The organism is Erythrobacter sp. EC-HK427, from assembly GCF_902498745.1.
GTDB lineage: Bacteria > Pseudomonadota > Alphaproteobacteria > Sphingomonadales > Sphingomonadaceae > Alteraurantiacibacter.
In genome coordinates this window covers 1,605,477-1,629,036 of sequence record NZ_LR701479.1, presented here as the reverse complement: position 1 = coordinate 1,629,036, position 23,560 = coordinate 1,605,477, and the positions used below count along the sequence as shown (strand labels likewise).

General features: G+C 63.5%; 30 protein-coding genes. 11 read left to right on the top strand and 19 right to left on the bottom strand.

The features are described from left to right. Window positions 1-21: 21 nt before the first annotated feature. Together GC121_RS08030 and GC121_RS08025 are read right to left on the bottom strand one after the other, a co-directional pair. On the bottom strand, window positions 22-555 hold the full coding sequence (locus GC121_RS08030) for a hypothetical protein (RefSeq protein ID WP_151973730.1): 534 nt from the start codon (window positions 553-555) through the stop codon (window positions 22-24). 74 nt (window positions 556-629) lie between these two features. Continuing rightward, window positions 630-1,007 carry a VOC family protein gene (locus GC121_RS08025; RefSeq protein WP_151973728.1) on the bottom strand — a complete coding sequence of 126 codons (378 nt, stop codon included), beginning with the start codon at window positions 1,005-1,007 and terminating at the stop codon, window positions 630-632. Window positions 1,008-1,084: 77 nt separating this feature from the next. Between GC121_RS08025 and GC121_RS08020 the strand changes: the two genes are divergently transcribed. The 4 genes from GC121_RS08020 to GC121_RS08005 all read left to right on the top strand — a co-directional run bounded on the left by GC121_RS08020 (window position 1,085) and on the right by GC121_RS08005 (window position 5,984). Further along, on the top strand, window positions 1,085-2,515 hold the full coding sequence (locus GC121_RS08020) for a DASS family sodium-coupled anion symporter (RefSeq protein ID WP_151973726.1): 1,431 nt from the start codon (window positions 1,085-1,087) through the stop codon (window positions 2,513-2,515). Window positions 2,516-2,664: 149 nt separating this feature from the next. After that, window positions 2,665-4,008, top strand: a complete 1,344-nt coding sequence (locus tag GC121_RS08015; protein ID WP_151973724.1) for a cystathionine gamma-synthase family protein — start codon at window positions 2,665-2,667, stop codon at window positions 4,006-4,008. Then, entirely contained in the window at window positions 4,005-4,904 is a 900-nt protein-coding gene (locus GC121_RS08010; protein ID WP_234421164.1) for a RimK family alpha-L-glutamate ligase, read from the top strand. Before GC121_RS08015 ends, GC121_RS08010 begins: the two co-directional genes overlap by 4 nt. 168 nt (window positions 4,905-5,072) lie before the next feature. Beyond that, window positions 5,073-5,984 carry a hypothetical protein gene (locus GC121_RS08005; RefSeq protein WP_151973722.1) on the top strand — a complete coding sequence of 304 codons (912 nt, stop codon included), beginning with the start codon at window positions 5,073-5,075 and terminating at the stop codon, window positions 5,982-5,984. A gap of 22 nt (window positions 5,985-6,006) precedes the next feature. Here GC121_RS08005 and GC121_RS08000 read toward each other — a convergent pair whose 3' ends face one another. Then, a complete protein-coding gene (locus GC121_RS08000; protein ID WP_151973720.1) occupies window positions 6,007-6,531 on the bottom strand; it encodes a J domain-containing protein in 525 nt (174 codons plus the stop codon). Window positions 6,532-6,728: 197 nt separating this feature from the next. Here GC121_RS08000 and GC121_RS15305 point away from each other — a divergent pair, with 197 nt between their 5' ends. Next, window positions 6,729-6,890: a hypothetical protein gene (locus GC121_RS15305; protein WP_199857802.1), complete on the top strand. Its 162-nt coding sequence runs from the start codon at window positions 6,729-6,731 to the stop codon at window positions 6,888-6,890. Window position 6,891: 1 nt separating this feature from the next. Here the strand turns inward: GC121_RS15305 and pal are convergent, their stop codons facing one another. The 13 genes from pal to hisB form a co-directional block, all read right to left on the bottom strand. After that, window positions 6,892-7,419 (bottom strand): peptidoglycan-associated lipoprotein Pal, encoded by a 528-nt coding sequence (gene pal, locus GC121_RS07995; RefSeq protein WP_151973718.1) that lies wholly within the window; start codon window positions 7,417-7,419, stop codon window positions 6,892-6,894. Between the two features lie 45 nt (window positions 7,420-7,464). Further along, window positions 7,465-8,820: a Tol-Pal system beta propeller repeat protein TolB gene (gene tolB, locus GC121_RS07990; RefSeq protein ID WP_151973716.1), complete on the bottom strand. Its 1,356-nt coding sequence runs from the start codon at window positions 8,818-8,820 to the stop codon at window positions 7,465-7,467. Between the two features lie 3 nt (window positions 8,821-8,823). Then, complete coding sequence (locus GC121_RS07985) at window positions 8,824-9,675, bottom strand: energy transducer TonB (protein WP_151973714.1); 852 nt, start codon at window positions 9,673-9,675, stop codon at window positions 8,824-8,826. A 1-nt stretch (window position 9,676) separates the two neighbouring features. After that, the gene (locus GC121_RS07980; protein WP_151973712.1) at window positions 9,677-10,249 is read right to left on the bottom strand and encodes an ExbD/TolR family protein; all 573 of its coding nucleotides are present in this window, start codon (window positions 10,247-10,249) and stop codon (window positions 9,677-9,679) included. Window positions 10,250-10,251: 2 nt separating this feature from the next. Next, window positions 10,252-10,959: a protein TolQ gene (gene tolQ / locus GC121_RS07975; protein WP_151973710.1), complete on the bottom strand. Its 708-nt coding sequence runs from the start codon at window positions 10,957-10,959 to the stop codon at window positions 10,252-10,254. Beyond that, window positions 10,956-11,411, bottom strand: coding sequence for a YbgC/FadM family acyl-CoA thioesterase (locus GC121_RS07970; RefSeq protein WP_151973708.1), 456 nt, complete (start codon window positions 11,409-11,411; stop codon window positions 10,956-10,958). Before GC121_RS07970 ends, tolQ begins: the two co-directional genes overlap by 4 nt. A 97-nt stretch (window positions 11,412-11,508) precedes the next feature. Next, window positions 11,509-11,886, bottom strand: a complete 378-nt coding sequence (locus GC121_RS07965) for a histidine triad nucleotide-binding protein (protein ID WP_151973706.1) — start codon at window positions 11,884-11,886, stop codon at window positions 11,509-11,511. Further along, a complete protein-coding gene (locus tag GC121_RS07960) occupies window positions 11,883-12,203 on the bottom strand; it encodes a phosphoribosyl-ATP diphosphatase (RefSeq protein WP_151973704.1) in 321 nt (106 codons plus the stop codon). The genes GC121_RS07965 and GC121_RS07960 overlap by 4 nt, the downstream gene beginning before the upstream one ends. A gap of 39 nt (window positions 12,204-12,242) precedes the next feature. After that, a complete protein-coding gene (locus GC121_RS07955; RefSeq protein ID WP_151973702.1) occupies window positions 12,243-12,416 on the bottom strand; it encodes a PEP-CTERM sorting domain-containing protein in 174 nt (57 codons plus the stop codon). Window positions 12,417-12,520: 104 nt separating this feature from the next. After that, window positions 12,521-13,285 carry an imidazole glycerol phosphate synthase subunit HisF gene (gene hisF / locus GC121_RS07950; protein WP_151975660.1) on the bottom strand — a complete coding sequence of 255 codons (765 nt, stop codon included), beginning with the start codon at window positions 13,283-13,285 and terminating at the stop codon, window positions 12,521-12,523. 220 nt (window positions 13,286-13,505) lie between these two features. Beyond that, window positions 13,506-14,231, bottom strand: coding sequence for a 1-(5-phosphoribosyl)-5-[(5-phosphoribosylamino)methylideneamino]imidazole-4-carboxamide isomerase (gene hisA, locus GC121_RS07945; RefSeq protein ID WP_151973700.1), 726 nt, complete (start codon window positions 14,229-14,231; stop codon window positions 13,506-13,508). Continuing rightward, window positions 14,228-14,857, bottom strand: coding sequence for an imidazole glycerol phosphate synthase subunit HisH (hisH, locus tag GC121_RS07940; protein WP_151973698.1), 630 nt, complete (start codon window positions 14,855-14,857; stop codon window positions 14,228-14,230). The genes hisA and hisH overlap by 4 nt, the downstream gene beginning before the upstream one ends. A gap of 107 nt (window positions 14,858-14,964) precedes the next feature. Next, a complete protein-coding gene (hisB, locus tag GC121_RS07935) occupies window positions 14,965-15,558 on the bottom strand; it encodes an imidazoleglycerol-phosphate dehydratase HisB (protein ID WP_151973696.1) in 594 nt (197 codons plus the stop codon). A gap of 106 nt (window positions 15,559-15,664) precedes the next feature. Here hisB and GC121_RS07930 point away from each other — a divergent pair, with 106 nt between their 5' ends. From GC121_RS07930 to gmk, 3 genes are all read left to right on the top strand, one after another. After that, window positions 15,665-16,177, top strand: coding sequence for an SspB family protein (locus tag GC121_RS07930; RefSeq protein WP_151973694.1), 513 nt, complete (start codon window positions 15,665-15,667; stop codon window positions 16,175-16,177). 20 nt (window positions 16,178-16,197) lie between these two features. Further along, complete coding sequence (locus GC121_RS07925) at window positions 16,198-16,554, top strand: hypothetical protein (protein ID WP_151973692.1); 357 nt, start codon at window positions 16,198-16,200, stop codon at window positions 16,552-16,554. Window positions 16,555-16,649: 95 nt separating this feature from the next. Then, on the top strand, window positions 16,650-17,249 hold the full coding sequence (gmk, locus tag GC121_RS07920; protein ID WP_151973690.1) for a guanylate kinase: 600 nt from the start codon (window positions 16,650-16,652) through the stop codon (window positions 17,247-17,249). Window positions 17,250-17,256: 7 nt separating this feature from the next. Here gmk and GC121_RS07915 read toward each other — a convergent pair whose 3' ends face one another. Further along, on the bottom strand, window positions 17,257-19,632 hold the full coding sequence (locus GC121_RS07915; RefSeq protein ID WP_151975659.1) for a S8 family peptidase: 2,376 nt from the start codon (window positions 19,630-19,632) through the stop codon (window positions 17,257-17,259). 172 nt (window positions 19,633-19,804) lie between these two features. On the opposite strand from GC121_RS07915, the gene dapD reads away from it, so the two are divergent. Further along, the gene (dapD, locus tag GC121_RS07910; protein ID WP_151973688.1) at window positions 19,805-20,644 is read left to right on the top strand and encodes a 2,3,4,5-tetrahydropyridine-2,6-dicarboxylate N-succinyltransferase; all 840 of its coding nucleotides are present in this window, start codon (window positions 19,805-19,807) and stop codon (window positions 20,642-20,644) included. Window positions 20,645-20,726: 82 nt separating this feature from the next. Beyond that, window positions 20,727-20,888 carry a hypothetical protein gene (locus GC121_RS15300; protein ID WP_199857801.1) on the top strand — a complete coding sequence of 54 codons (162 nt, stop codon included), beginning with the start codon at window positions 20,727-20,729 and terminating at the stop codon, window positions 20,886-20,888. Between the two features lie 85 nt (window positions 20,889-20,973). Here the strand turns inward: GC121_RS15300 and GC121_RS07905 are convergent, their stop codons facing one another. Both GC121_RS07905 and GC121_RS07900 read right to left on the bottom strand, forming a co-directional pair. After that, the gene (locus GC121_RS07905; RefSeq protein WP_151973686.1) at window positions 20,974-21,225 is read right to left on the bottom strand and encodes an SWIB/MDM2 domain-containing protein; all 252 of its coding nucleotides are present in this window, start codon (window positions 21,223-21,225) and stop codon (window positions 20,974-20,976) included. 49 nt (window positions 21,226-21,274) lie between these two features. Continuing rightward, complete coding sequence (locus GC121_RS07900) at window positions 21,275-21,889, bottom strand: YbhB/YbcL family Raf kinase inhibitor-like protein (protein WP_151973684.1); 615 nt, start codon at window positions 21,887-21,889, stop codon at window positions 21,275-21,277. 241 nt (window positions 21,890-22,130) lie between these two features. On the opposite strand from GC121_RS07900, the gene GC121_RS07895 reads away from it, so the two are divergent. Then, a complete protein-coding gene (locus GC121_RS07895; protein ID WP_151973682.1) occupies window positions 22,131-23,555 on the top strand; it encodes a S41 family peptidase in 1,425 nt (474 codons plus the stop codon). Window positions 23,556-23,560 lie beyond the last annotated feature (5 nt).

The following is a 23,560-nucleotide window of genomic DNA, read 5'->3' as shown; positions in this document are numbered from 1 at the left end:
GATGCAGGGGGACGCTAGGGGTTAGTTTCGCAAGTGGGGTGGAATGACGCCATCGACAGTACGCGCGTTCACATCGCGCTGACGACGAACGACCTCGAAAATTTCATGAACCTGTCGTTGAAATTGCCCAAAATCCTCCGGTGAGCGTAGCTCGGAACCGCATGCTTCGCTGACTCCCGAAAGAAGAAGGCGAGTTTCGCGGTCGACCGTGGCAAAGTTTTCTGCATCGGATTTCGTTTCAAAGTCAGCGGACGGCAATTCCCACTCGAGACGGGTCTCGCATCCGTCGTGTCCAACATTCACTCGAAAATACAATTGATCATAGCTGGGGCCGTCGTCATCGCGGAACAGTACGAATAGAGTTGTGCCGTCCAGACAAGATACTCTGTCGCCTTGGAGGTGGTGGAAAGCCGTCGCAGAGAAGTTCTGGCTACCGCCCAAACTCCGGTCTCCGTTTGAGCAATCACCATAGTTTTCCCACTTGCTAACGGGCCTTACTCCGGGATGTCCAAGTAGCGCCTCTGCCGGTGTCCCATCGGCGACTTCGATAGTCACTCGGTCGTTCTCAGGGTTAGGAGAACAGCCAGCGGCAAGTGCCAGAAATCCGATAACTGCGACCACCAGCCGCATCACCCCGCCTCCCAAAGCTCCACCGGATTGCCGTCGCAGTCCTCGATGCGGGCGAATTCGCCGACGCCGTCCATGCCTTCGCGGTGGGTGTGCTCCACGCCTGCTTCGGCCAGCTTCTCCAACAGCGCCTCCAGCCCTTCCACCCGCAGATTGAGCATCACTTGCCGGTCTGCCGCGAAGTAATCGCTATCCGCCTTGAAGCCCGCAAACACCGTTGGCCCGGCTTCTTGCATCCACACCCATTCGCCTTCGGGCGTCGGCTCCCCGCTGGCAGTCGCCGCGATGCCGAGGTGGTCGCGGTACCATGCCGCCAAGCGCTGCGGATCGGCCGAGCGGATGAAGAGCCCGCCAATTCCAACGACTTTGCCTTCTGCCATTATCCCCTCCCTTGCGATTATCCCGTTTCCGCTTAACACTCGTGCCACAAAACGGGGATGAGGGAAATGCGAAGGCTATGACCGCAGAACGCATCGGCTTCTGGCTAGGCCCGGCGCTGTTTATCCTGACCCTGCTCACCACGCCGCCCGGAGACATGGGTGCGCCCGCTTGGGCAGCGGCGGGGCTGACCGCGTGGATGGCGGTGTGGTGGACGACGCAGGCGGTGCCGCTGCCGGTGACCGGCCTCCTTCCTTTCACCATTGCACCGTTCTTCGGCGGGGGCAGTGCGAATGATGTGGCGGGGGATTACTATTCTCCGATCATCTTCCTGCTGCTGGGCGGGGCCTTTATCGCCCTCGCTATCGAACGGACAGGGCTGCACAAGCGGCTGGCGGCGTGGATCCTCGACACGACCGGCGGGCGCGGGGGCGAGTTCGGGCTGCTACTGGGATTTATGGCGGCGGCGGCGATCCTTTCCGGAATTATCAGCAACACCTCGACCGCGCTCATCATGATGCCGATGGTGCTGGCAGTGCTGGCAGGTGGTGCGATGGGAGAAGAGGACGCTCCCCATAATGAGGGGTTATTTGGAGCCTTGCCGATGGGCCTTGCTTTTGCAGCGTCAATTGGCGGGCTTGGCACTATCATCGGCTCCCCCACCAACGCCATCGGGGCAGACCTGTTGCGCGAGATTTCCGGCCTGCAAATCACCTTCGCCACATGGTCGCTGTTCGGCCTGCCGGTTGTGCTGATGGGCGTGCCGCTTGCCGCGATCATCATCGCCAAGGTGCAGCGGATTGCCGATCACCCCTTCGATATACGCGCCGCACGCGCGGCGATTGATCCGCCGGGGGAATGGAGCAGCGCGGAACGGCGCGTTGTGCCGGTGATTGCTGCGGCCTTTGTCGCATGGATGCTGAGCAGCTTTGTCGGGCCTTACCTCCCTGACGACTCGCTCACCGATGGCACCATCGCCATCGCCGCCAGCCTGGCGCTGTTCGTGCTGCCCGATGGCACGGGCCGCCGCCTGCTCGATTGGCGCGAGGCGGATCAGGCACCGTGGGGCGTCTTGCTGATGTTTGGCGGCGGGCTGGCGCTGGCGGGGGTGATGACGCGCACGGGGTTGGCAGATTCGCTGGGGCAGGCGCTCCTGCCGCTGGCGGGTGTGCCGCTGGTCGTGATCGCGCTGGCGCTGGTGGCGATGGTGATCCTCGTCACCGAATTTGCCAGCAATGTGGCGACCGCGAGCGGGATCATGCCCGTGGTCGCGGCCTTGGCAGTGGCGCTGGGCGGAGACACCGAAACGATCCTGCTTCTCGCCATGCCGGTGGCGCTGGCGGCGAGCTGGGGCTTTGTCCTCCCCGCGGGCACCGGCCCCAATGCGATTGCCTGGGCAACGGGCCGCGTCGCGCTGCCGCGCCTGATCAAAGCGGGGCTGACGCTGGACGTACTCGGCGCGTTCCTGATTGTCGGCGTCGTCTTCGCTGTGGGCCCACTGATCCACTGAGGCTTGCCCCGACTCGCCGCTCAATATAATTGCGCGTGAAACCGGTTGCCGGGCAGTTGCGCTTCTGTGGAGGTTAGGAGCGGGTGGCGCGGCAGGCCGTATGGCCCCTGCCTTCCTAGGGGTGAAACACATGGAAGGATGCCAGCATCATGGCCGACCAGCACGACGATCCGCGCGATGACCCCTTGGGTTCCGTCACTCCCCCCACCCCGCGCCGCAAGCCCAAGCCCAAGGTGACGACAATCGGCGGCCGCCCGCTGAAGCCGTCCACACTGATGATGGGCCACGGGTTCGATCCGGCGCTCTCCGAAGGATCGCTCAAAGCCCCGATTTTCCTCACCAGCACTTTCGCGTTCGAGAATGCAGCGGCGGGCAAGCGGCATTTTGAAGGCATTACCGGCAAGCGACCCGGCGGCGCGGAAGGGCTGGTCTACTCGCGTTTCAACGGGCCGAACCAGGAAATCCTCGAAGACCGCCTCGCCATCTGGGACGGGGCGGAGGATGCTTTGTGCTTCTCCAGCGGCATGACCGCGATTGCCGTGCTGATGCTAGCGGCGTGCAATGCGGGCGATGTGATCGTGCATTCCGGCCCGCTTTACGCCGCATCCGAAGGCTTCGTTGCGAAGGTGATGGCGAAATACGGCGTCACCTATATCGCCTTCCCCGCCGGTGCGACGCGCGAAGAACTGGACGCCGTTATGGTGGAAGCCAAGGCCAAGGCCGAGGCGCAGGGCGGCGAAGTGCCGCTGATCTATCTCGAAAGCCCCGGCAACCCGACCAATGCGCTGGTCGATATCGAAGCGGTGCGCGATGCGCGCGATGCGCACTTCGATCCGGACCGCTGCCCGATTGCGATCGACAATACGTTCCTCGGCCCCCTGTGGCAGCGCCCGCTGGAACACGGTGCCGATCTGGTGGTCTATTCGCTCACCAAATATGTCGGCGGGCATTCCGATCTGGTCGCGGGCAGTATTGCGGGCGGCAAGAAGTGGGTGAATGCGGTGCGCGCTCTGCGCAACACGATGGGCGGCATCGCCGATCCGCACACCGCATGGATGCTGCTGCGCTCGCTCGAAACCGTGGAATTGCGGATGCAGCGCGCGGGCGAAAATGCGGCGAAGGTGTGCGAATTCCTGACAAGCCACCCCAAGGTGGAAGGCCTCGGTTATCTCGGGATGATTGCGGATGCGCGCCAGCAGGACATTTACGACCGCCACTGTTTGGGCGCAGGCTCCACCTTCTCGGTGTTTATCAAGGGCGGGGAGGCGGAATGCTTTGCCTTCCTCGACGCGCTCAAAGTCGCCAAGCTGGCGGTGAGCCTGGGTGGGACCGAAACGCTCGCCAGCCATCCGGCCAGCATGACGCACCTATCGGTGCCCGATGAACGCAAGGCAATGCTGGGGATCACCGACAATCTGGTGCGCATTTCCATCGGGATCGAAGATGCGGACGATCTGATCGCCGACTTCGCGCAAGCGCTGGACGCGGTATGAGCGGATTGCCGGTGCGGGTGGGGTTCCTCGCCTGCGAGACCACCCTCCCCGGCTCCCCCATCCGCCGCAGCGATGCTTTCGAGCATGATTTGCAAGTTGCCGCGCTCGCGCCTGCTCTGGCGGCGCACGGCATCGGCATGGTCGAACTCGACTGGGTGGGGCCGCTCGAGAGCTTTACCGGTATCGAGCTTGTGATGATCGGCACATCGTGGAACTATCAGGACAGGCAAGAGGAATTCCTCACCCGCCTCGACACGCTGGCGGCGCGCGGCATCGTCGTTTGCAATCCGCCTGAAGTGGTGCGCTGGAATATCGGCAAGGCCTATTTGCGCGAACTCGCCGAAGCGGGCGCGGTGACGATCCCGACTTTGTGGCCCGATGCCGCAGGGCCGGAGGATATCGCCCGCGCTTTCGATCATTTCGGCTGCGACCGCGTGGTCATCAAGCGGCAGGTGGGTGCGGGCGCGATGGGGCAGGAGATGTTCTCCCGTGCCGCACCGCCTGCCGCCGGTTGGCGTTTTGACCGGCCCGCGATGATCCAGCCGTTACAGCATGCGATTCGCGAGGAAGGCGAGTATTCGTTCCTCTTCTTCGACGGCGCGTTCAGCCACGCGATCCTGAAACAGGCACAGCCGGGCGAATATCGTATCCAGTCGATGTATGGCGGGAGCGAGCTGGCGATCACGCCGGAAGCCGGGCAAGTTGCAGCCGCCGCCGATGTGATCGCCAAGCTGCCTTTCCCCGCCCCGCTCTATGCCCGCGTCGATATGCTGCGGCTGGATGACGGGCGCATGGCGGTGATCGAAGTGGAGATGATCGAGCCCTATCTCTACCCCGAACAGGGGCCGCAAATGGGTGAAATGCTGGCCAATGGCATCGCCCAGCGGATCGGCTGACGCGGCGAGTGGCACATTAAGCGGCAAACGCCGCTTGCCCCGCGCCGTGCCAGACAGCTAAGGGACAGGTTCGGCGGCGTAAAGGTCGCATTGCTCTACGGGTTACAGACGGGAATTATCGTGCTCCGGAAAATCGGTCTTCTGCTTGGCGCTGCTTCACTTGGCGTATTGGTTACTTCTTGCGGCGATGACGAAACGCCAACGCCCACGCCGACTTCTGCGGATACGAGCACCCCAACCCCGACGCCGACGCCGACCTCTACCGCACCGATTGCCTTTTCGGTGACGCAGGATTTTGCGGCCAGCTCCGCCAATACCAACGCGATTGTCGGCTTCTTCACGCCCGATGGCAGCACCAGCGAAGTGTTCAGCAGCGCGGCACGGGTCAACGGCACGGCCGTGATCGAATTGGACACGACGCCCGATACGGCCAGCTTCGGCTTTCCCGATATCGCCACTCTGCTGGTGTTCGCCGCTGCCGATTTCGTGAGCGTCAGCGCGACCGAACGCCGCTATGCGCGCGGGGACGAGGCGCTCACGTTGTTCCTGCCTGCCACCCACATCATGCGCGTAACCTATGATCTGGACGACCAGGCGTTCACCCGCGACAATGTGGCGGGCACGCTGCGCAGCCGCCGCTCGTCCTTGTTCTTCAATCCGGTGACGACGACTGACGACATCACTGCTGCGCTCACCTATACCGGAACCGCAGAGGCTTTTGGCGGCGCACCGGGAGTGACTCCTTCGGGCATTCTGACCGTCACCGCGACCAATCTGGTTGTCACGCCGGGCGCAACTGCCACCGCGGCGGACACGGTGACAATCACGATCGAAATCTTCGAAACCGTAAACAACGTCTCCACCCGCGTCGCCACGCTGGTGATGACCGATGATGTTACGACCAACGGCACGTTCTTTGGTGATATCGACGACAACACTTTCGGCCTCGACGGCGAATTTGCCGGCTCACTGGCCGGGCCAAACCGCGAAGAGGCGTTTCTGGTGTTCTCGGTAACCGATGATGATCCTGCCGATGCCGATAACCGCCGCTTTGTCGGTTCGTGGATCGGCGCGCGCTAAGGCCCCAGCCAGCCTTTTCGGATCAGCCTTTCCAGACGCGCCGTTCCTCGGCAGCTTTCAGCACTTCATAGGCGAGCTGAAGCTTCTGGAATTCGTCCGCAGCGGCCTTGTCCCCCGGCTTCACATCCGGGTGAACCTTCTTTGCCCGCGCACGCCATTCGCGCTTGATCGCGTCGAAATCGGCATCGGCTTCCAGCTCCAGCACTTCGAGCGCGCGCATTTCATCGGCTGAGCGGGAGCCGTCGCCGCTGCTCGCCCAGCCGTAATGTTGCGCCTCGGCATAGCCTGCGCTCTCGGTCTGTTCGGCCTTGGCGCGGGCCTTCGCCTCTTCCTTGTCGAGCCCTTCGAAATAGTCCCAGCCCTTGTTGTATTCGGCTGCATGGCGCTGGCAGAAATACCAGCGTTCCTTGCTGTTGGGACTTTTCGGAGCGGGGCAATCGCCCTTCTCGTTGCAGCCATAGCGGTCGCACAAGCGCACTTCGACAGCTTCCCGGCTGTCTTCATAACCGCGCCAGCGCGGGAAGCCCCAATCGTTGGAGCGTGCCATCAGGAAAGGCTCGAAACACTGTTCATGCGAGGCCTATAGGCGAGCCGAGGCGATTGGTGAACCTTGTTGCTGCCTTGCTTGGACTTTAGTCCATGGGCGGGAACCGTTCATCGGTGTGCAACGTCTGTTCACATAATGCTGCAATGCACCATCGCGCTGGCGCGCTAGTCCGCAGCGGTGACAACCAAGGACAAATTGTGAGCAAGCAACTGGCCATTTCCGCAGCCGCATCGATCATGGCGATGGCGAGCTTTGCCGTGCTTGCGACGCCCACGCCTTCGCCAGATAACGCCTATGCCGCCCACGAAAAAGGCGCGCAGACCGAAGTCCACGCGCCCTTTATCGTGCTTGGCGAATAGCTCAGCGGCCGATCATCACCGTCACCGAACGCCGGTTCTGCGCCCAGGCTGCTTCGTTCGAAGCGGTCGCGCGCGGGCGTTCTTCGCCATAGCTCACCGTACGCAAGCGGCTTTCGGGCACGCCCAGGCTAACCAGATAGTTCTTCGCCGCATTGGCGCGGCGTTCGCCCAGCGCAAGGTTATAGTCGCGCGTGCCGCGTTCGTCCGCATGGCCTTCTACCGTGGCAGTGGCGGTGGGATATTGCAGCAGATATTCGGCCTGACGGCGCAGAGCCGCCGCGTCCTCGCTATCGATGTTGAAGCGATCAGTATCGAACAGGATCGTATCCGCCCCCATCATCGCTGAAGCGAAGTGTGCTTGGCTGCCGGGCAGCGGCACGGTGGAGACCGGCGTGGTGCTCCCAGTGGTGGGCGTATTGGTCGCAACATCCTGCGGCACGGGCGGGGTGCTTTCGGGCGGCGTACGGCTGCACGCGGCGAGCGCCAGCGCGCTGGTGAGGGACAGGGCAATCATATTACGCTTCTTCATATCGCTCTCCTTGGATCATGCGGCCCTTTGGGGTATAAAACGCTGTCAGTTCAGAACCGGCCCCCATGCCGGGTCTGATGCTCCCACCGGCGTGCGCAGGCGACGTTCGTTCTCTCCGGTGAGATCCACCTGATAGATCGCGGAATCGCCCGAACCTTGCTCGGTACGGAAGAACTGGATGATGCGGCCATTGGGCGCCCAGCTGGGGCCTTCGTCGTGCCAAGCATCGGTCAACTGTCGCATATTGCGTCCTTCCGGCGTCATCACCGCGATGCGGAAATTGCCGGCAATGTGAGTGAAGGCGATCTGGTCACCGCGCGGGCTCCATTCGGGGCTGGCACAGCGGCCGCCGAAAAAGCTGATGCGCCGCTGATTGGTGCCGTCGGCATCCATCACATAGCATTGCTGGCTGCCCGACTGGTCGCTTTCGAACACGATCCGGCTGCCATCGGGGGAGAAGGAACCGCCCACTTCGATTGAAGGCTGGTTGGTGAGCCGCAGCGGCGTGCCGGAGCCATCTGCGCGGATGCGGTAGATGTCGGTATTGCCCGCCACCGCCATGGAATAGAGGATGTAGCGGCCATCGGGGCTCCAGCGCGGGGCGAAGGTCGGATTGCTGCTCTCGGTCACCAGAGTCTGCCGCCCGCTGTCGATTTCGTAGACATAGATGCGCGGATTGCCGTCCTGATAGGAGAGGTAGGCGATGCGCGAATAATCGGGCGAGTAGCGGGGCGAAAGCGCGGTTGACTGGCCGTTGGTTATGAAGCGGTGGTTGGCCCCGTCGCTATCCATAATGGCGAGCCGCTTCACGCGGTTATCCTTCGGCCCGGTCTCTGCGATATAGGCGATGCGGCTGTCAAAGAACGGGCTTTCGCCCGAGAGGCGCGAATAGACGAGATCGGCACAGCGGTGTGCGGCACGGCGCCATTCGCCGGGCGCGACTTCCCAGCCTTCGCGCACCAGCTCGGTCTGCAACACGACGTCATACAGATAGCAGCCGACGGTCAGATTGCCGTTGTCATTGGCGCGGACAAAGCCGTGGACGAGCATTTCTGCCGAACGCCCGCTCCACGTGCTCCAGGCAGGCGCGGTCGTCTGGGCATAGGTCGGGCGCGGCAGCGCATCGGGGCCGACAGGGCGGAACAGGCCGTTGAAGCGCAGATCGTTGTAAACGACGCTCGCCAGCTCAAACCCCAGCGCGGCGGTGCCGTTCGCATTGGCGGGGGTGGCCACATCCCGATTGGTGGCGAAGGAGGCGATGGCGATGCCGATATCCTGCCATGCCGAATCGTCGGTGACGACAACCGAGATGCCGCCCTCATCATCCGGATCGGCTTCCTGCGCCATCGCGGGCACGGCTCCGAAGACGAAAAACAGCGCGGCAAAAACAAGCTTTTTCATCACTCACAACCTTCGGTCGAATTGGGACGTAACGGTACGCCATTGATCGTAGAACTGTTCGGGCAAATTGAAAGGCGCAGCAAGCCGGACGGCGCGGACGGCGCGCTCGCAATGCACAGAGACTTGCGCGCGGTTGCTGGGCGTTTCGCCCGACTGTCGGATACAGGACGGTTCCCCGTTCAGGCTGCCATTGCGGTTGAGGCGGAAGCGGACAACTGTAACGAGCAACTCCGCATCCGCCCCCTGCGGCGCTGTCCAATGCGGGCGCAATTCGCGCTGGATAGCGGCGTTGAGCGAGGCTGCTTCGGTCGGGCCGAAATTCGCCGCAGGCTGGCCGGTGTCATTGGTGTTTTGCGTCCCTGTGCCGGGGCTAAAGGCCTCATTAAAGCGGCTTCCGCCGCCACGTCGCGAAGGCGATGGCGTTGGTGTAGGGCGCGGTGCTGACGAGCGGCTGGGCGTAGGCGTCGGGCGGGGCGCGTTGGAGCGGGTCGGCGTGGGTCGCGGCGCGGCGCTGCGGGTGGCAGTGGGTGCTGGGCGTGGCGGAGGCGCAGTCGTGCGCGGGGTTCGCGTCGGCACAGCCTCTGGTTCCGGCGGCGCCAGTTCGGACTCCGGCGGGGCGGGTAATTCGCTCACCACCGGCGCAAAGCTGGCGGCAGGCTCGGCGCTGGGATCGGGCGCGGTGCTTTCCAGGCTGATTTCGGTCGCGAGGCTCACATCGATCCGCTCGGGCGGCTTGATCGGCTCGACCTCTTGCATTGCGTGCCACACCAGCAAAGCCGCCAGCGCGCCGTGCGCCACAACGGCCACGCCGATGCCAAGGCCTTCTTCGCCGGAAAGGGACGCGGGATTGCTCATATCACCCGGTAGGCTGGCTTTCAGCGGCTGAACCGTCACTGACCGGCGCGGCTTCTTCGATCACCTCGGCCGGAACACTGTCCACGCTCTCGATGGAATCACCAGCAGGCATCGCCGAAGGTTCGGGCGCGCTGGTGGTAATCATCGAGATCGAGGTGAAACCGGCGCGATTGAGCTCGCCCATCACCGCCATCACGCGGCCATAGTCAATCGTGCGGTCGGCGCGCAGATTGATAAGCGGCGGCTCCCCGCCCCCGCCCGCCGCCAGCGATTCGAGCAATTCGGGAAACGATCCGGTTTCCACCCGCATACTCTCGATATCGGTGGATTCGATGTAGATGAAGCCTTCGCGGTCGATGGTCACGCTCACCTGATCGGGTTCCTGATCCACCGGATTGGCGCGGCTTTCGGGCAGGTTCACCGGCACTCCGGCCGCCAGCAGCGGCGCGGTGACCATGAAGATGATGAGCAGCACCAGCATCACATCGACAAACGGCGTGACGTTGATTTCCGCCATCGGCGCGCGCTTGCTGCCGCGGCCTCTCCGGCCCGAGGAGGCGATACCCATCGCCATGGCTACACCGCCTCCATTTCGCGGCTGACCTGCGCGTGCACACGGTCGGCAAAGCGGGTCATGCGCGCTTCGAAGCCGTTCACCGTGTGCGAGAGGCGGTTATAGGCGATCACCGCCGGAATGGCCGCGAACAGGCCGATGGCGGTCGCAAACAGCGCCTCGGCAATCCCCGGCGCCACCACGGCGAGCGAGCTGTTCTGCTGGATGCCGATCTGGAAGAAGCTGTTCATGATGCCCCAAACGGTGCCGAACAGACCGACAAACGGCGCGACCGAGCCGACCGTCGCCAGAAAACCCAGCCGGTCTGCCAGCGCATCGGCTTCGAACGCCACTTGCCCGTCCATCGCCTGCGCAATGCGCGCGCGCGCCGCGTCCCGATCGCGCAAGCCCGCCTTGTGGCTGCGGCGGAATTCGTTGATCCCGGCAGCGGCGATACGCGCCGAGGGGTTGTCCTTCTTCCCCCGCCCGTCGAGCAGCGCGTCAAGATCGGCATTGCTCCAGAACTCGTCTTCAAACGCGCTGCATTTGCGCTTCACATTGGCCATTTTCAGCGAGAAGCCGAAAATGATCGCCCACACCCAGATCGAGGCAAGCACCAGGCCGACAATCACCGCCTGCACGATGATATCGGCAGCCATGAACAGCTCGACCGGATCGAGCCGCGTGGGGGCAGCCGCGGCGGCGGCGGAAAGCGTGGCAAAAAGGCTCATTCAGGGTCTTTCTGGACAAAAGTTGCAAAGGCCGCGCGCCAGGCAGCAGGTTGGCGCTGCGGGCGGCCTTCGGAGGAGAGAAAAGCGGCGGTAATGGCAATCTCGGCGAGCAATTCCTCGCCGCGCATGACGCGCTGTAGCATATGCGCACTGGCGGCGCGAAGTTTTGTGCAGGTGGTCTCCACAAGCAGCACATCGTCAAGGCCCGCCGGAAGTTTCCACTTTATGTTGGCTTCGGAGACGGCGTAATAGCCCTCCCCTGCTTCCATCGCCGCGCGCTGGTCTATGCCGAGCACGCGCAACAGATCGCTGCGCGCGCGTTCGCACCATTTCAGGTAATTGGCGTGGTAAGCGATGCCGGACAAATCGGTATCCTCAAAGAAAACGCGCACCGCATAAAGGTGCCGCGTCCCGTCGATAAAACCTGAGGGAGGATACAATTGGTCGCGCATGGCTGAATGCTCGCTTACAGCGCGGTCGGGCGTAAAAAAAGAGGGTTAAGCGGCAGAGCGAATCTTTGCTGCGGTAGGCGGAACGCGCGCCGGAGGATCAGCCCGCCAGCATCGGCCCCAGCGGCCCTCCGCCGAACAGGTGGATGTGCAGATGCGGCACTTCCTGCCCGCCATTGCGCCCGATATTGCCGAGCAGCCGGTATCCGCGCACCACCAGCCCCTGCTCGCGCGCGACATGGCCCACCGCGCGCACGAAACCGGCGATCTCCGCTTCGCTCGCGCTGGCGGAAAAATCGTCCCAGCTAACATAGGCGCCCTTGGGCACCACCAGAATATGCACCGGCGCCTGCGGGTTGATGTCGTGGAAGGCGAGCGCGTGCTCATCCTCATACACCGTGTTGCAGGGGATTTCCCCGCGCAGGATTTTGGCGAAGATATTGTCTGGATCGTACGGCTTGGCCGGATCGACTGTCATGCGGTTTCCCCCCTTGCGGCCTTTTCGGCGAGGCCCGAAACGCCTTCCCTGCGCTCCAGTTCGGCCAGAACATCGGCGAGCGCAATCCCTTTTGCGCCGAGCAGCACGAGCAGGTGGAACAGCAGGTCTGCCGCTTCGCCGGTCAGATCGGCATCGCCACCCACCAGCGCGGCGACGACGGTTTCGGTCGCTTCCTCGCCCAGTTTCTCGGCGATTTTGGGCAGGCCCTTCGCGTGCAGGCTGGCGACATAGCTTGCATCGGGTGCGGCGCTACGGCGCGCGGCGATCAAGGCTTCGAGGCGGGTGAGAGTGTCCATCGCCACGGCCTTGCCACGGCGCGCCGGACAGTCAAGCGGTCAGTCGTCCCTGTCCGACCGGCGCGTCGACAAACGCCGCCCGACAATCACGCCGAGCACTCCGAGCGCGAAGAGCGTGATGCTGTTGGCCTCGGGAATTTGGGCAAAGCCCTGCGCTGCTGCGGGGGAAGCGGCGATCAGGACAAGCGCGGCGGGGGCAAACCAGTGTGTCATGCGGGGCAGCAAATCCGCCTTTTTGCCGCATTGCACAAGCGCGCTGGCGGGGCTGTCCCGCCATGGCACTGGCAGACTGCGAAGGTGTAAATTGTCGTATCGAATCAGACGCCTCTTGCAGGCAATCCGGCAGCACGCAGGGCGGCGTGGGCTTCGGCAATCGTGTGCGCTCCGAAGTGGAAAATGCTCGCCGCCAGCACCGCGCTTGCGCCGCCCTTGGTGACGCCCTCGACCAGATGCTGGAGATTGCCGACGCCGCCGCTCGCGACCACCGGAATGCTCACCGCATCGGAGATGGCGCGGGTGAGGGCGAGATCATATCCCGCCTGCGTTCCGTCGCCATCCATGCTGGTGACGAGCAATTCGCCCGCGCCCAGTTCGGCGAGCCTGACCGCATGTTCGAGCGCATCGATGCCCGTCGCGCGCCGCCCGCCATGGGTGAAGATTTCCCAGCGTCCTGGCTCGACCCTGCGCGCATCCACGCTGGCGACCGCGCATTGGCTGCCCATCCGGTCGGCAATATCGGCCATGATTTCGGGGCGTTTCACCGCAGCGGAGTTCACTGCCACCTTGTCCGCGCCAGCCAGCAGCAGCTTGCGCGCATCTTCCACGCTCGAGACGCCGCCGCCTACGGTTAGCGGCATAAAGCACACTTCCGCCGTGCGGCGCACAATATCGAGCAGCGTCCCGCGCCCTTCATGGCTGGCGGAAATGTCGAGAAAACACAGCTCGTCCGCCCCCGCCGCATCATAGGCCTGCGCCTGCTCGACCGGATCGCCCGCGTCCTTAAGGTCGACGAAATTCACACCCTTCACCACGCGGCCGTCGGCAACGTCGAGACATGGGATGACGCGGATGCGGACGGTCATGTGATAATTCGCTCTATTGTCAGCCATCCAACGGTAAGAAGTTGGCATACACAGGCTAGGGTGAACAGAGCGAACATACCCCAGAATCCAACCGGATCGCGACTTCGCGTGAAAGCATAGCCGTCAGGTGAGAAGAAGCTCCCAGACAGGAAGCTGCGCCAAACCCAGATAATGGACATGATGCAGCTCACCGCAGCAGCAATATGAAGCCAAAGCGGAATCACCGGTTCGCCATCGCAATCGCGGTCGCCAGATCGAGCCGGCCTTCATAGAGCGCCCGCCCCGTAATCACGCCCTCGATCCCCTCGTTGCGGTGCAGCGCGAGCATGTGGATGTCGTCCAGCCCTTTCACGCCGCCGCTGGCGATAACCGGAATATCCACGCTGCGCGCCAGATCGACCGTCGCTTGCACGTTGCAGCCTTTCAGCAGCCCGTCGCGCCCGATATCGGTGAAAAGCAGGCTCGCAACGCCCGCATCCTCGAACCGGCGCGCCATCTCGGTGACCGGAACGTCGGATACTTCAGCCCAGCCCTCGGTCGCCACCATGCCGTCCCGCGCATCGACGGCAACAACGATGCCGCCTTCCCATTCACGCGCCATGTCCTTGACGAAATCGGGGTTCTTGAGCGCGGCAGAACCCATCACGATGCGCGCCACGCCAAGGTTGAACCACGCTTCCACCTGCGCCGCGTTGCGGATGCCGCCGCCCAGTTGGACATAGCCGGGGAAGGCTTTGACAATCGCCTCCACCGCCTCGCGGTTTTTCGTCTCGCCCGCAAAGCTACCGTCGAGATCGACCACATGGAGATGCTGCGCGCCTGCCCCGGCAAAGATCATCGCCTGCGCGGCGGGATCGTCTCCATAAAAAGTGGCGCGATCCATATCGCCCTCGGCAAGGCGCACGACTTCGCCACTTTTGAGGTCGATGGCGGGGAATACGATCATGGCTTCCACTCCAGAAACCGGGCGAGCAAATCCAGCCCGTAACGCTGGCTCTTTTCGGGATGGAACTGCACGCCGAGAATATTGTCACGCGCCACCGCGGCGACAAGGCCTCCGCCGTGATCGGTCATCGCGGCGATATCGTGGCCATTTTCGGGCGCGAAGTGGTAGGAATGGAGGAAATAGGCCTCGCCCTCCTCCAGCGGCGGATGCGCCCGCGCATGCGGCGTGAGCGCAACATCGTTCCAGCCCATATGCGGGACTTTGATTAGCGGGTCGGTGCGCTCGATCAGTTTCACATCGCCCGCTATCCAGCCGAGCCCCTTATGCGTGCCGTGCTCCAGCCCGCGTGTGGCGAGCAGCTGCATCCCGACGCAAATGCCGAGGAAGGGGACGCCTTTCTCGATAACGCGCTCTTCCAGCGCCTCGATCATGCCGGGGATCGCCCAGAGGCCCTTGCGGCACGCGCCGAAAGCTCCCACGCCAGGCAGCACAATGCGCTGCGCGCCGCGCACCAGCTTGGGATCGGCGGTGACAGCTACGTGCCCCGCTCCCGCAGCGTTCAGGGCGTTGTAGACAGAATGCAAGTTGCCCGCGCCGTAATCGATGAGGGCGATTGCTTCAGACATTTTTGTTTTGCGCATGCCCATCCGGGCGCGCTTCCTCGCTAGACGGCCTCCGCTCCGCTGCGGCCCCGCTGCGGGCGGGCGGTCGCCCTTGCGATCCTGCGGATCGTTCAACCACCAAGCTGGCCCTTGGTCGAAGGCACCGCCCCGCCTTTGCGCGGGTCGAGCTCCACCGCTTGGCGCATCGCGCGGGCGAAACCTTTGTAGATGCTCTCGCAAATATGGTGGTTGTTGCTTCCGTAGAGCAGCTGGATGTGCAGCGTCAGACCCGCTGTCTGCGCGACAGAGTGGAACCAGTGCTCGATTAGCTCGGTGTCCCATTCGCCCAGCTTTTCCTGCGTGAAACGGGCTTTCCACACCAGATAGGGCCGGCCCGAAATATCGAGCACAACGCGCGCCAGCGTCTCGTCCATCGGCGAATGCGCTTCGCCGTAGCGGCCGATGCCGCCCTTGTCGCCCATCGCCGCCGCCAAGGCCTGCCCCAAAGCCAGGGCGCTGTCTTCGGTGGTGTGGTGCTGGTCGATATGCAGATCGCCGTCGACTTTCATGGTCACGTCGATCAGCGAATGGCGGCTTAATTGTTCCACCATATGATCGAGAAAGCCGATCCCGGTGTGAATATCATAGGTGCCCGTCCCGTCGAGATTGACCTCTACGAGGATGTCGGTTTCCTTGGTTTTGCGTTCTATCCGGCCTGTTCGCATGGCGCTTGCCTATAGGCCGCCTGTCGCGTCGCGCAAGCCATCTGAAAGCCCGCATAACCGCCGATTGCCGCTTGACCTGAGCAATTGCCGCCGCCACCTAGCGGATATGAGCGACAACACGCCCGATAGCCTTATTCCGTATGACGAGATCGTGCAGGAAGCCCTGCGCGCGGTGGTGGGGCGCGTGCTCGGATCGGTGCAGGAAACCGGCGGATCGCTGCCGGGGGCGCACCATTTCTATATCACGTTCAAAACCGGCGCGCCGGGGGTGGATATTCCCAAGTCCCTGCGCGAACGCTTCCCCGATGAAATGACCATCGTGTTGCAGAACAAGTTCTGGGATTTGAACGTGCGCGAGGACGGATTTTCGGTGGGGCTGAGCTTCAACCAGATCCCGTCGAAGCTGAATATTCCCTTCGCCGCGATCACCGCTTTCGTCGATCCGGCGGTCGATTTCGGGCTGCAATTCCAGGCGATTGTGGAAGATGACACGCCCGCCGAGCATGACGATGCGACCAATGACGGTTCTGCCGACGGGGACGGCCCCGATTTGGCCGATATCACGTCGAGCGAGGACGGCTCCAATGTCGTCACAGTGGATTTCGGGCGGAAGAAGTAGCGGCAACGGAGTGTAAGGCGATGGCGAGTTCGGATGACCAGCGTGACGCGCCCGATACGGTGCCCGCGCTTGGCCCCAGCCCCAATCCGGACACCAATCTGCTGATTGCCGAAATCGTGCTCGGTGCAGTTACCTTTGTCTCGCGCGAGGCGGCAGCGCGGGCCTTGCTTGGACAGCAATATTCGCGAGCCTTTGCCAAGAAGGCGATGAAAAGCCGCTCCACAGCTCACCGCGTCACCCGCTTTGCCGCCACGCGGCTCGCGGCGCGATCATTGCCCGGCCTCGCACTGGTGGGCACCGGCCTTGTCGCCAAGACGTTGTTCGATCGCAGCCAGCTCAAGCGCAAGGCAAAGCAGCAGCGCGCGCCCCGCGATTAACCGCGCATAGCAGCGAAGGACGCTTGATTTCGGGTGCTCCCCTGCGGCAGAGGCAGACAATGGCTCGATCGGACAATCTTCAACGCCGCGGACTGATGTTCATCCTCTCCTCGCCATCGGGGACGGGCAAGACGACGATTGCCCGCCGCCTGCTGGCCGAGGACGCGGACATCGCCATGTCGGTATCGGTCACCACCCGCCCGCCGCGCCCGGGCGAAGTCGACGGGGTGGATTACCACTTTATCGACGAGGCCGAGTTCCAGCGGATGGTCGAAGCGGGCGAGCTGGTTGAATGGGCCGAGGTGTTCGGCAACAATTACGGCACGCCCAAGGCGCAGATCAAAGCGGGCCTGAAGGAAGGCTGCGATTTCCTCTTCGATATCGACTGGCAGGGCACCCAGCAGCTTTACCAGCGGATGGAGACGGATGTTGTCCGCGTGTTCCTGCTGCCGCCCAGCATTGACGAATTGGAAGAGCGCCTGCGCGGCCGCGCGACCGACAGCGACGCGGTGATCGAAAGCCGGATGGCGCGGGCGCGCAACGAAATCAGCCATTGGGACGGCTATGACTATGTCGTCGTCAATGACGATATCGACGCCTGCTTTGCCAAGGTGCGGATGATCCTCGAAGCCGAGCGGATGCGCCGCGCGCGGCAGACGGGCCTTGTTGATTTCACCCGAAACCTGATGCGTTGAACCGGCTCTAGAAAGCGCGCGACCATCGCACGGCTACGCCGATATCCGCGGGCTGGCGGGCGAAATGCCCCGGCTGGTGGCGGTAGAACAGGCTCGCACCGCCAAAGCCGTACAGCAACCGACCGCGCCACGCCAATTCGCCGGTCAGCTCACGCCCGTCAGGCGAGAGGCTGAGCGTGCGGATCGTATAGGCATCGGGTTGCAGGGTTTCGTAGCTGAAACTGCTCGGCAAGAGCAGGTTGAGCCCGCCATCGCTGACCCGCAGCGGCTGCGACAGGCGCAGCGCCAGCGTGTCGTCCGATGCGAGGAAGCCCCGGCGTTCGACATCCATGCTCCAGCCATAGCTGGTCAGCCGTGACCCCTCGCCCACCAGTGGCGCGTCGCGCAGCGACGTAAAGCCGTGCCGCCAACTTGCCCCCAGCCGCCAGTGCGGATCGATGCGCCAGCCGATATCGGCATCGGCAAACAGCGTGTCGCTGCCTGCAAGGCCGAACCCTTCGTGGAAGCGCGCGCCAAGCACGGTCTGCTCCTCGGCGAGCCAGGTGAGGCCGAAGGCGGTTTCGAGCGTGCCCAGCCGCCGGTCGAGCGCAAGGCCGAAGCTCGCCACGTTCTCGTCCAGCCGCTGTCCACGCAGCAAGGCCGCATGGCGGACAGTGGCGGCGGTGTATGTCGAACCGCTTTCGGCACTCACCGTCAGTCCCCACGGCCCGATCTGCTGGCGCACAGCAATCGCCGCATCGTGGCTTTTCAGCCCGCCGCTGTCACCGCGCGGCGAGGCGGCGATCATAAAGGCCGGGCGATCCTGCCCTTGCAAGCCCGCCACCACGCCATCCGCGCTCTGCCGGTAACCGAAAGCCAACTGCGTTTCGGGCGCGAGGTGCAGCGCAACCTGCGCGGCCAGCACCCGCGCGGTTTCGGCTTCGGTGCGGGTCAGTTGCAAGGGCTGCGGCCCGCGATCATCGATGGTGAAGGCGAGACTCGCCCCGCCCACCCCGCCGGAGAGCGAGCGCGTCTGCCCGCCCACCGCCCCGTGCAGGCGCGGCCGCAGTTCGGCGCTGCGCACCGTGCCACCCAGATCGGTCTCGAACGCCCGTTGGTAACGGTCGGTCACCAGCGTGGGGAGCGAGGCCGTGCCCAGCGCATCGCCCATCGCGGGCGAACCGACCAACGTGCTGTCTGCCAGCGCAAGGCCGACATTCTGCCCCGCAATCGCCGTGGCTCCCAACGGCCGGAACGCTGCCGCAATATCAAGAATGCCGCGCCCGAACACCGGATCGGCTCCCGCTGCGCCTGCATCGAAGGCGGTTTCGAGCAGGATCTCGGCAATCTGCCGCCCGGTCAAATGCGGGAAGGCCTGCGCCAGCAACGCAGCGGCACCGGCAACTTGCGGGGAGGCGAAGCTGGTGCCCGAAAACAGGAAGACAAAGCCTTCATCGTCCACGAATAGCTGGCCATCCTGATAGACGCAGCAAATGCTGCTCCCTCTGGCGGACAAGAACCTGTCCGCATCCTGTCCGGCGCGGTTGGTGAAATCCGAAACGGAATAATCCTCGTCAACCGATCCCACGATGATCAGCCCGCCATCGCCTGCAGCGGCCAATTGCCGTCCGAACCCGTCCAGTTCGTCCATCCCGTCATTGCCCGAGGCAACGACGATGAGGACACCGGCATCGACTGCATTGATGACGGAGGTGCGCAGTTGCGCAGAAATCCCGTCCGACCCGCCGAGCGAGATATTGATGACCTTCGCCCCGTTTGCCACCGCATGGTCAATCCCCGCAGCAATATCCTCGTCGAAGAAAGAGCAGGTGAGATCGGAAGACGCACCGTTTTCCTGACAGCTCCCGACCGAATCGGCGCGGATCGCAAGGATGGTCGCATCGAAGGCGATCCCCTGAATGCCGGTATCATCGCGCGCGGCGGCAGCAACGAGCGAGACCAGCGTGCCGTGATCGTCCGGCGCTTCGAGCCCGCGATCGGCGACAATATCGATCGAGGCGGGGGAAAGACGCCCCGCAAATTCGGGATTGTCGGGGTCAATGCCGGTATCGATCACCGCGATGGTGACCGCTTGCCCGGTTGCACCTTGCGCCCATGCGCTGGCGGCATTGTGCTGGCCCGGCCCGTCAGACTGGCGGAATTCGCGGGTGTTGAACGCGGGCGGCACCGCCTGCACCGGAAAGCCGCCGACAGGGGGCGGAGTCGGAGTGGGCGTCGGAGTTGGCGTGGGAGTAGGTGTCGGTGTCGGTGTCGGTGTCGGCACGGGCGCGGGGCGACTGATCGGCGGGCGCGCGCCTGCCCCGCCGCCGCACGCCGTCAGCGCCAGCAGCGCGGCACCGGCGACACCGCAATGCCAGCTTCGCCACACTGTCGAAGATTCCAAACGTCCCAATCGCGACCCCGTTTTTGCGGACTTACTGCCTGCCAGATATCGCCATAACCAGCAATGAACACGCAAGCGTTCCCCGCAGCTTGCCGCCAAGCGGGCTTGTGCCGCCTTCCGCAAGTGGCTAGCCGCTTCAGCAAATGTTCGCCGCAAGGGAAAGGCCAGTTACATGAGCGCAGAATTGATCGCAGGTATCGAAGCCGCGTGGGAAGACCGCACCAATGTAACCCCTGCCAGCACCGATGTGCGGCGCATGGTCGAAGAAGCGATCGAACTGCTCGACAAGGGCGAGGCGCGCGTGGCCGAGCCGGTCGATGGCGGCAGCTGGCAAGTGAACCAGTGGCTCAAGAAGGCGGTGCTCTTGTCGTTCCGGCTGTCGGACAACCGCGTGATCGAAGGCGGCAGCGCGGGGCATCCTGCCTATGACAAGGTGCCGAGCAAATTTGCCGGTTGGGGCAAGGATCGCTTTGCCGAGGCAGGCTTCCGCGTGGTGCCGGGCGCAGTGGCGCGCCGCGGTGCTTACATTGCGCCGAACACGGTGCTGATGCCCAGCTTCGTCAATATCGGCGCCTATGTCGATGAAGGGACGATGGTGGACACCTGGGCCACGGTCGGCTCCTGCGCGCAAATCGGCAAGAATGTGCATATCTCCGGCGGCGCGGGGATTGGCGGGGTGCTCGAACCCTTGCAGGCCGGCCCGGTGATCATCGGCGACGGTGCCTTTATCGGCGCGCGCGCAGAAGTGGCCGAGGGCGTGCGCGTGGGCGAAGGCGCGGTGCTCTCCATGGGCGTGTATCTGGGCGCGTCGACCAAGATCGTGAACCGCGAAACGGGCGAAGTGCATCGCGGCGAAGTGCCGCCCTATGCGGTGGTCGTTCCCGGCGCGCTGCCTGGCAAGCCGCTTCCCGATGGCACGCCGGGGCCGAGCCTGTATTGCGCCGTGATCGTCAAAACGGTGGACGCGCAAACCCGCTCCAAAACCGGCATTAACGAGCTTTTGCGCGACTAGGCCTGCGGGGATTTGCGGAACCTCGCGCCTTCCCGTCCGTAAATCCGGTTAGGACAACCGAAACGGACGGAAAGGCATGGCTATGAGCGAGCAAGACAAGGACCAAATCCACATCGAGGATGACGATGCGATGGCGGGCGAAAAGACCGGCCATGTCCGCTGGATTCTGGCGGTCAGCCTGCTGGCGACAATCGGTATCCTGTCCGCCATCTGGATTTTCGGGGCGTTTTCGCAAGGCGGCTGAACCGCGCGCCTTCCGGCAATGTAAAACGGGCGGGTAGCCTGCTGGCCGCCCGCCCGTTTTTCGTGTCAGTCTGATAGCAGAGCGATCAGCTCATGTGCTTGGAAACGGCACCCGTCATCTTGAACATCGAGATTTGCTCAGTGCCGATCACCGCGCCCAGCTTGGCGTCGGGATTGATCATGCGCTTGTCCTTGGAATCCTGCAGGCTGTTCGCCTTGATGTGATCCCACACCTTTTTGGTAACTTCGGCGCGGGTCATCGGGCCTTTGCCTACGACGGCCTCCAACTCCGATGACAGGTTCACCGGCTTGTTGAGAGCATTGTTCTTGGCAGCCATTGTTGAATTTTCCTTTCAGTCAAAAATGCCGGAGACGGGTCTATACGCTTCAATCGGCCTCGTCTTCGCCTTCCCAGTCGTAATCCCCGCCTTCTTCACGGGCATAAGTTGCTGTAACCATTGCCAAGCCGATCACATGGCCATCCATGGCCGCGATCAGCTCCTCCCGATTCGCGCCCGGCATCAGTGTCAGAGGCAGGTCGAGCGCGAAAAGCTGGAATACATAATCATGCGGTTTGTCGCCCGTTGGCGGGTCGGGCAGCAGCCATTCGGAATTGCCGAAAGCGTTCTTGCCCACGCGCGGCGGAGCCTCGCCTTCGAGCAGCTTGCCCTGCTGGCCGGGCAATCCCCACACCAGCCAGTGGCAGAACGGCTCCCCCGTCTGGAAATCGGCGTCCTCGACGATCAGCACCAGTTCCATCGTGCCCGCAGGCGGCGCTGTCCATTCGAGCGGCGGGGCGACCGAGTCCTCCTCATCAGCAGTAAAGGACGGATCGAGTTCCCCGCCCGCTCGGAAGGCGGGGGAGGACAGGGTAAAGCCGGATTTCCCCGTCACCTCTGCCGAGCCAAACCGCGCGGCGACGAGCTTGCCATGGCCCTGGCGCAGTTCGCCCGCGCCTTTGCCCAGCGCGGCGGCGAGCCATTGGGGGGGAGTGTCTGCCATGCGTAACATCCTGCAACTTGCGCGCTGCCCTTTTGCAGCGCCGGTAAAGGCGAATCCGCAAGAGGCTCTGCCGCCTGCCCCGCGCCAATGCAAGACTGCGCTTCGTTCAGCCTGTCGAAGGAATCGGCTTGGCAGAAGGGGCGGCGGAATTTGACACAGCTTGACTTGCCACCGCCCCGCGCCAGCGATAGGCTTCGCGACGGTGGGGACATGACAGGCACCTGAAAGAGAACCGGTTTCTATGCGCACTTCGAAAATCGCACTCGCCATCGCCACAGCTGCTATGCTGGTTTCCTGCGGCGGCGGCAGCAGCCCGACACCAACTCCGATTGCCACGGGCGGCGGGGGCGGCGGCGGAGGTGGCACCGGCTGCACCATCGGCCAACGGCTCGACTTTATCGATGACGTGATGGAAGACTGGTATCTCTTCCCCAATCTGGTCGCCAGCAATGTCAGCCGTGCCGGGATTACCGACCCGCAGGATTATATCGATGATCTGGTCGCCCCCGCGCGGGCGCAGAATATCGACCGCTTCTTCAGCTTCATCACCTCCATCCAGGAAGAAGAGGCCTTCAACAATAGCGGGGCGACCGCCGGGTTCGGCTTCCGCCTCGCATATGACAGCGGCAATCGCCGCGCTTTTGTGATCGAAACGTTCGAAGGCACTCCGGCACTCGGCGCGAATATTGATCGCGGTTCGGAAATTCTCGCCATTGGCACCAGTTCCGCGAACCTGCAGACCGTCAATTCGCTGTTCGCCACTGGCGGCGCGGCGGCGGTGTCCAATGCGCTTGGCCCCAGCACGCCGGGCACCAGCCGCGTATTGCGCGTGCTAGACCAGGACGGGGTGACGCGTGAAGTTACGCTCGCCAAGGCCGATTTCTCGCTCGATCCGGTATCGGACCGCTATGGCGCGCTCATCATCAATGATGGCGGCAAGCAGGTTGGTTATATCAATCTGCGCACCTTCTCGGTGGAAAGCGCCAATGACGATCTGCGCACCGCTTTCCGCAGCTTCCGCGCGGCCGGGATTACCGAGCTGATTATCGACTTCCGCTATAACGGCGGCGGTCGGATTTCGGTGGCCGATGTGATGGGTGATCTGATGGGCGCGGGCCTGACAGGCCAGATCTACAGCCAGATCGAATTCCGGCAGGAACGGGCGAACAACAACTCGGTACACCGCTTCGCACCCACCGCCGATTCGATTGCGCCGACCAAGATCGCTTTCATCGGCACCCGCTCCACCGCCTCGGCGAGCGAGCTCGTCATCAATTCGATGCAGCCTTATGTCGACATCGCGCTGATCGGCGAAAACACCTTCGGCAAGCCGGTGGGGCAATCGGGGTTCGATCTCGCGGCGTGCGATGACCGGTTCCGCCCGGTGACAATCCAGATCACCAATCGCGACGGGTTGGGCGAATATTTCACCGGCCTTGCCAGCACCGTGCCCAATAGCTGCCGCGCCAATGACGATATCTTCACCCAGCTGGGTGATCCGAGCGAGACGATGATCGCCACCGCGCTCGATTATCTCGCCGGGCGTAGCTGCACCGCGATTGCCGGTGGTGGCGTGGGCGTGCAGTCGGTGGATGATGCAGGCCCGCTCACGCCGAACCTGCGCGATATGAGCTATGCGCAATACGAGGTGCCGGGGCTGTTTTAAGGCAG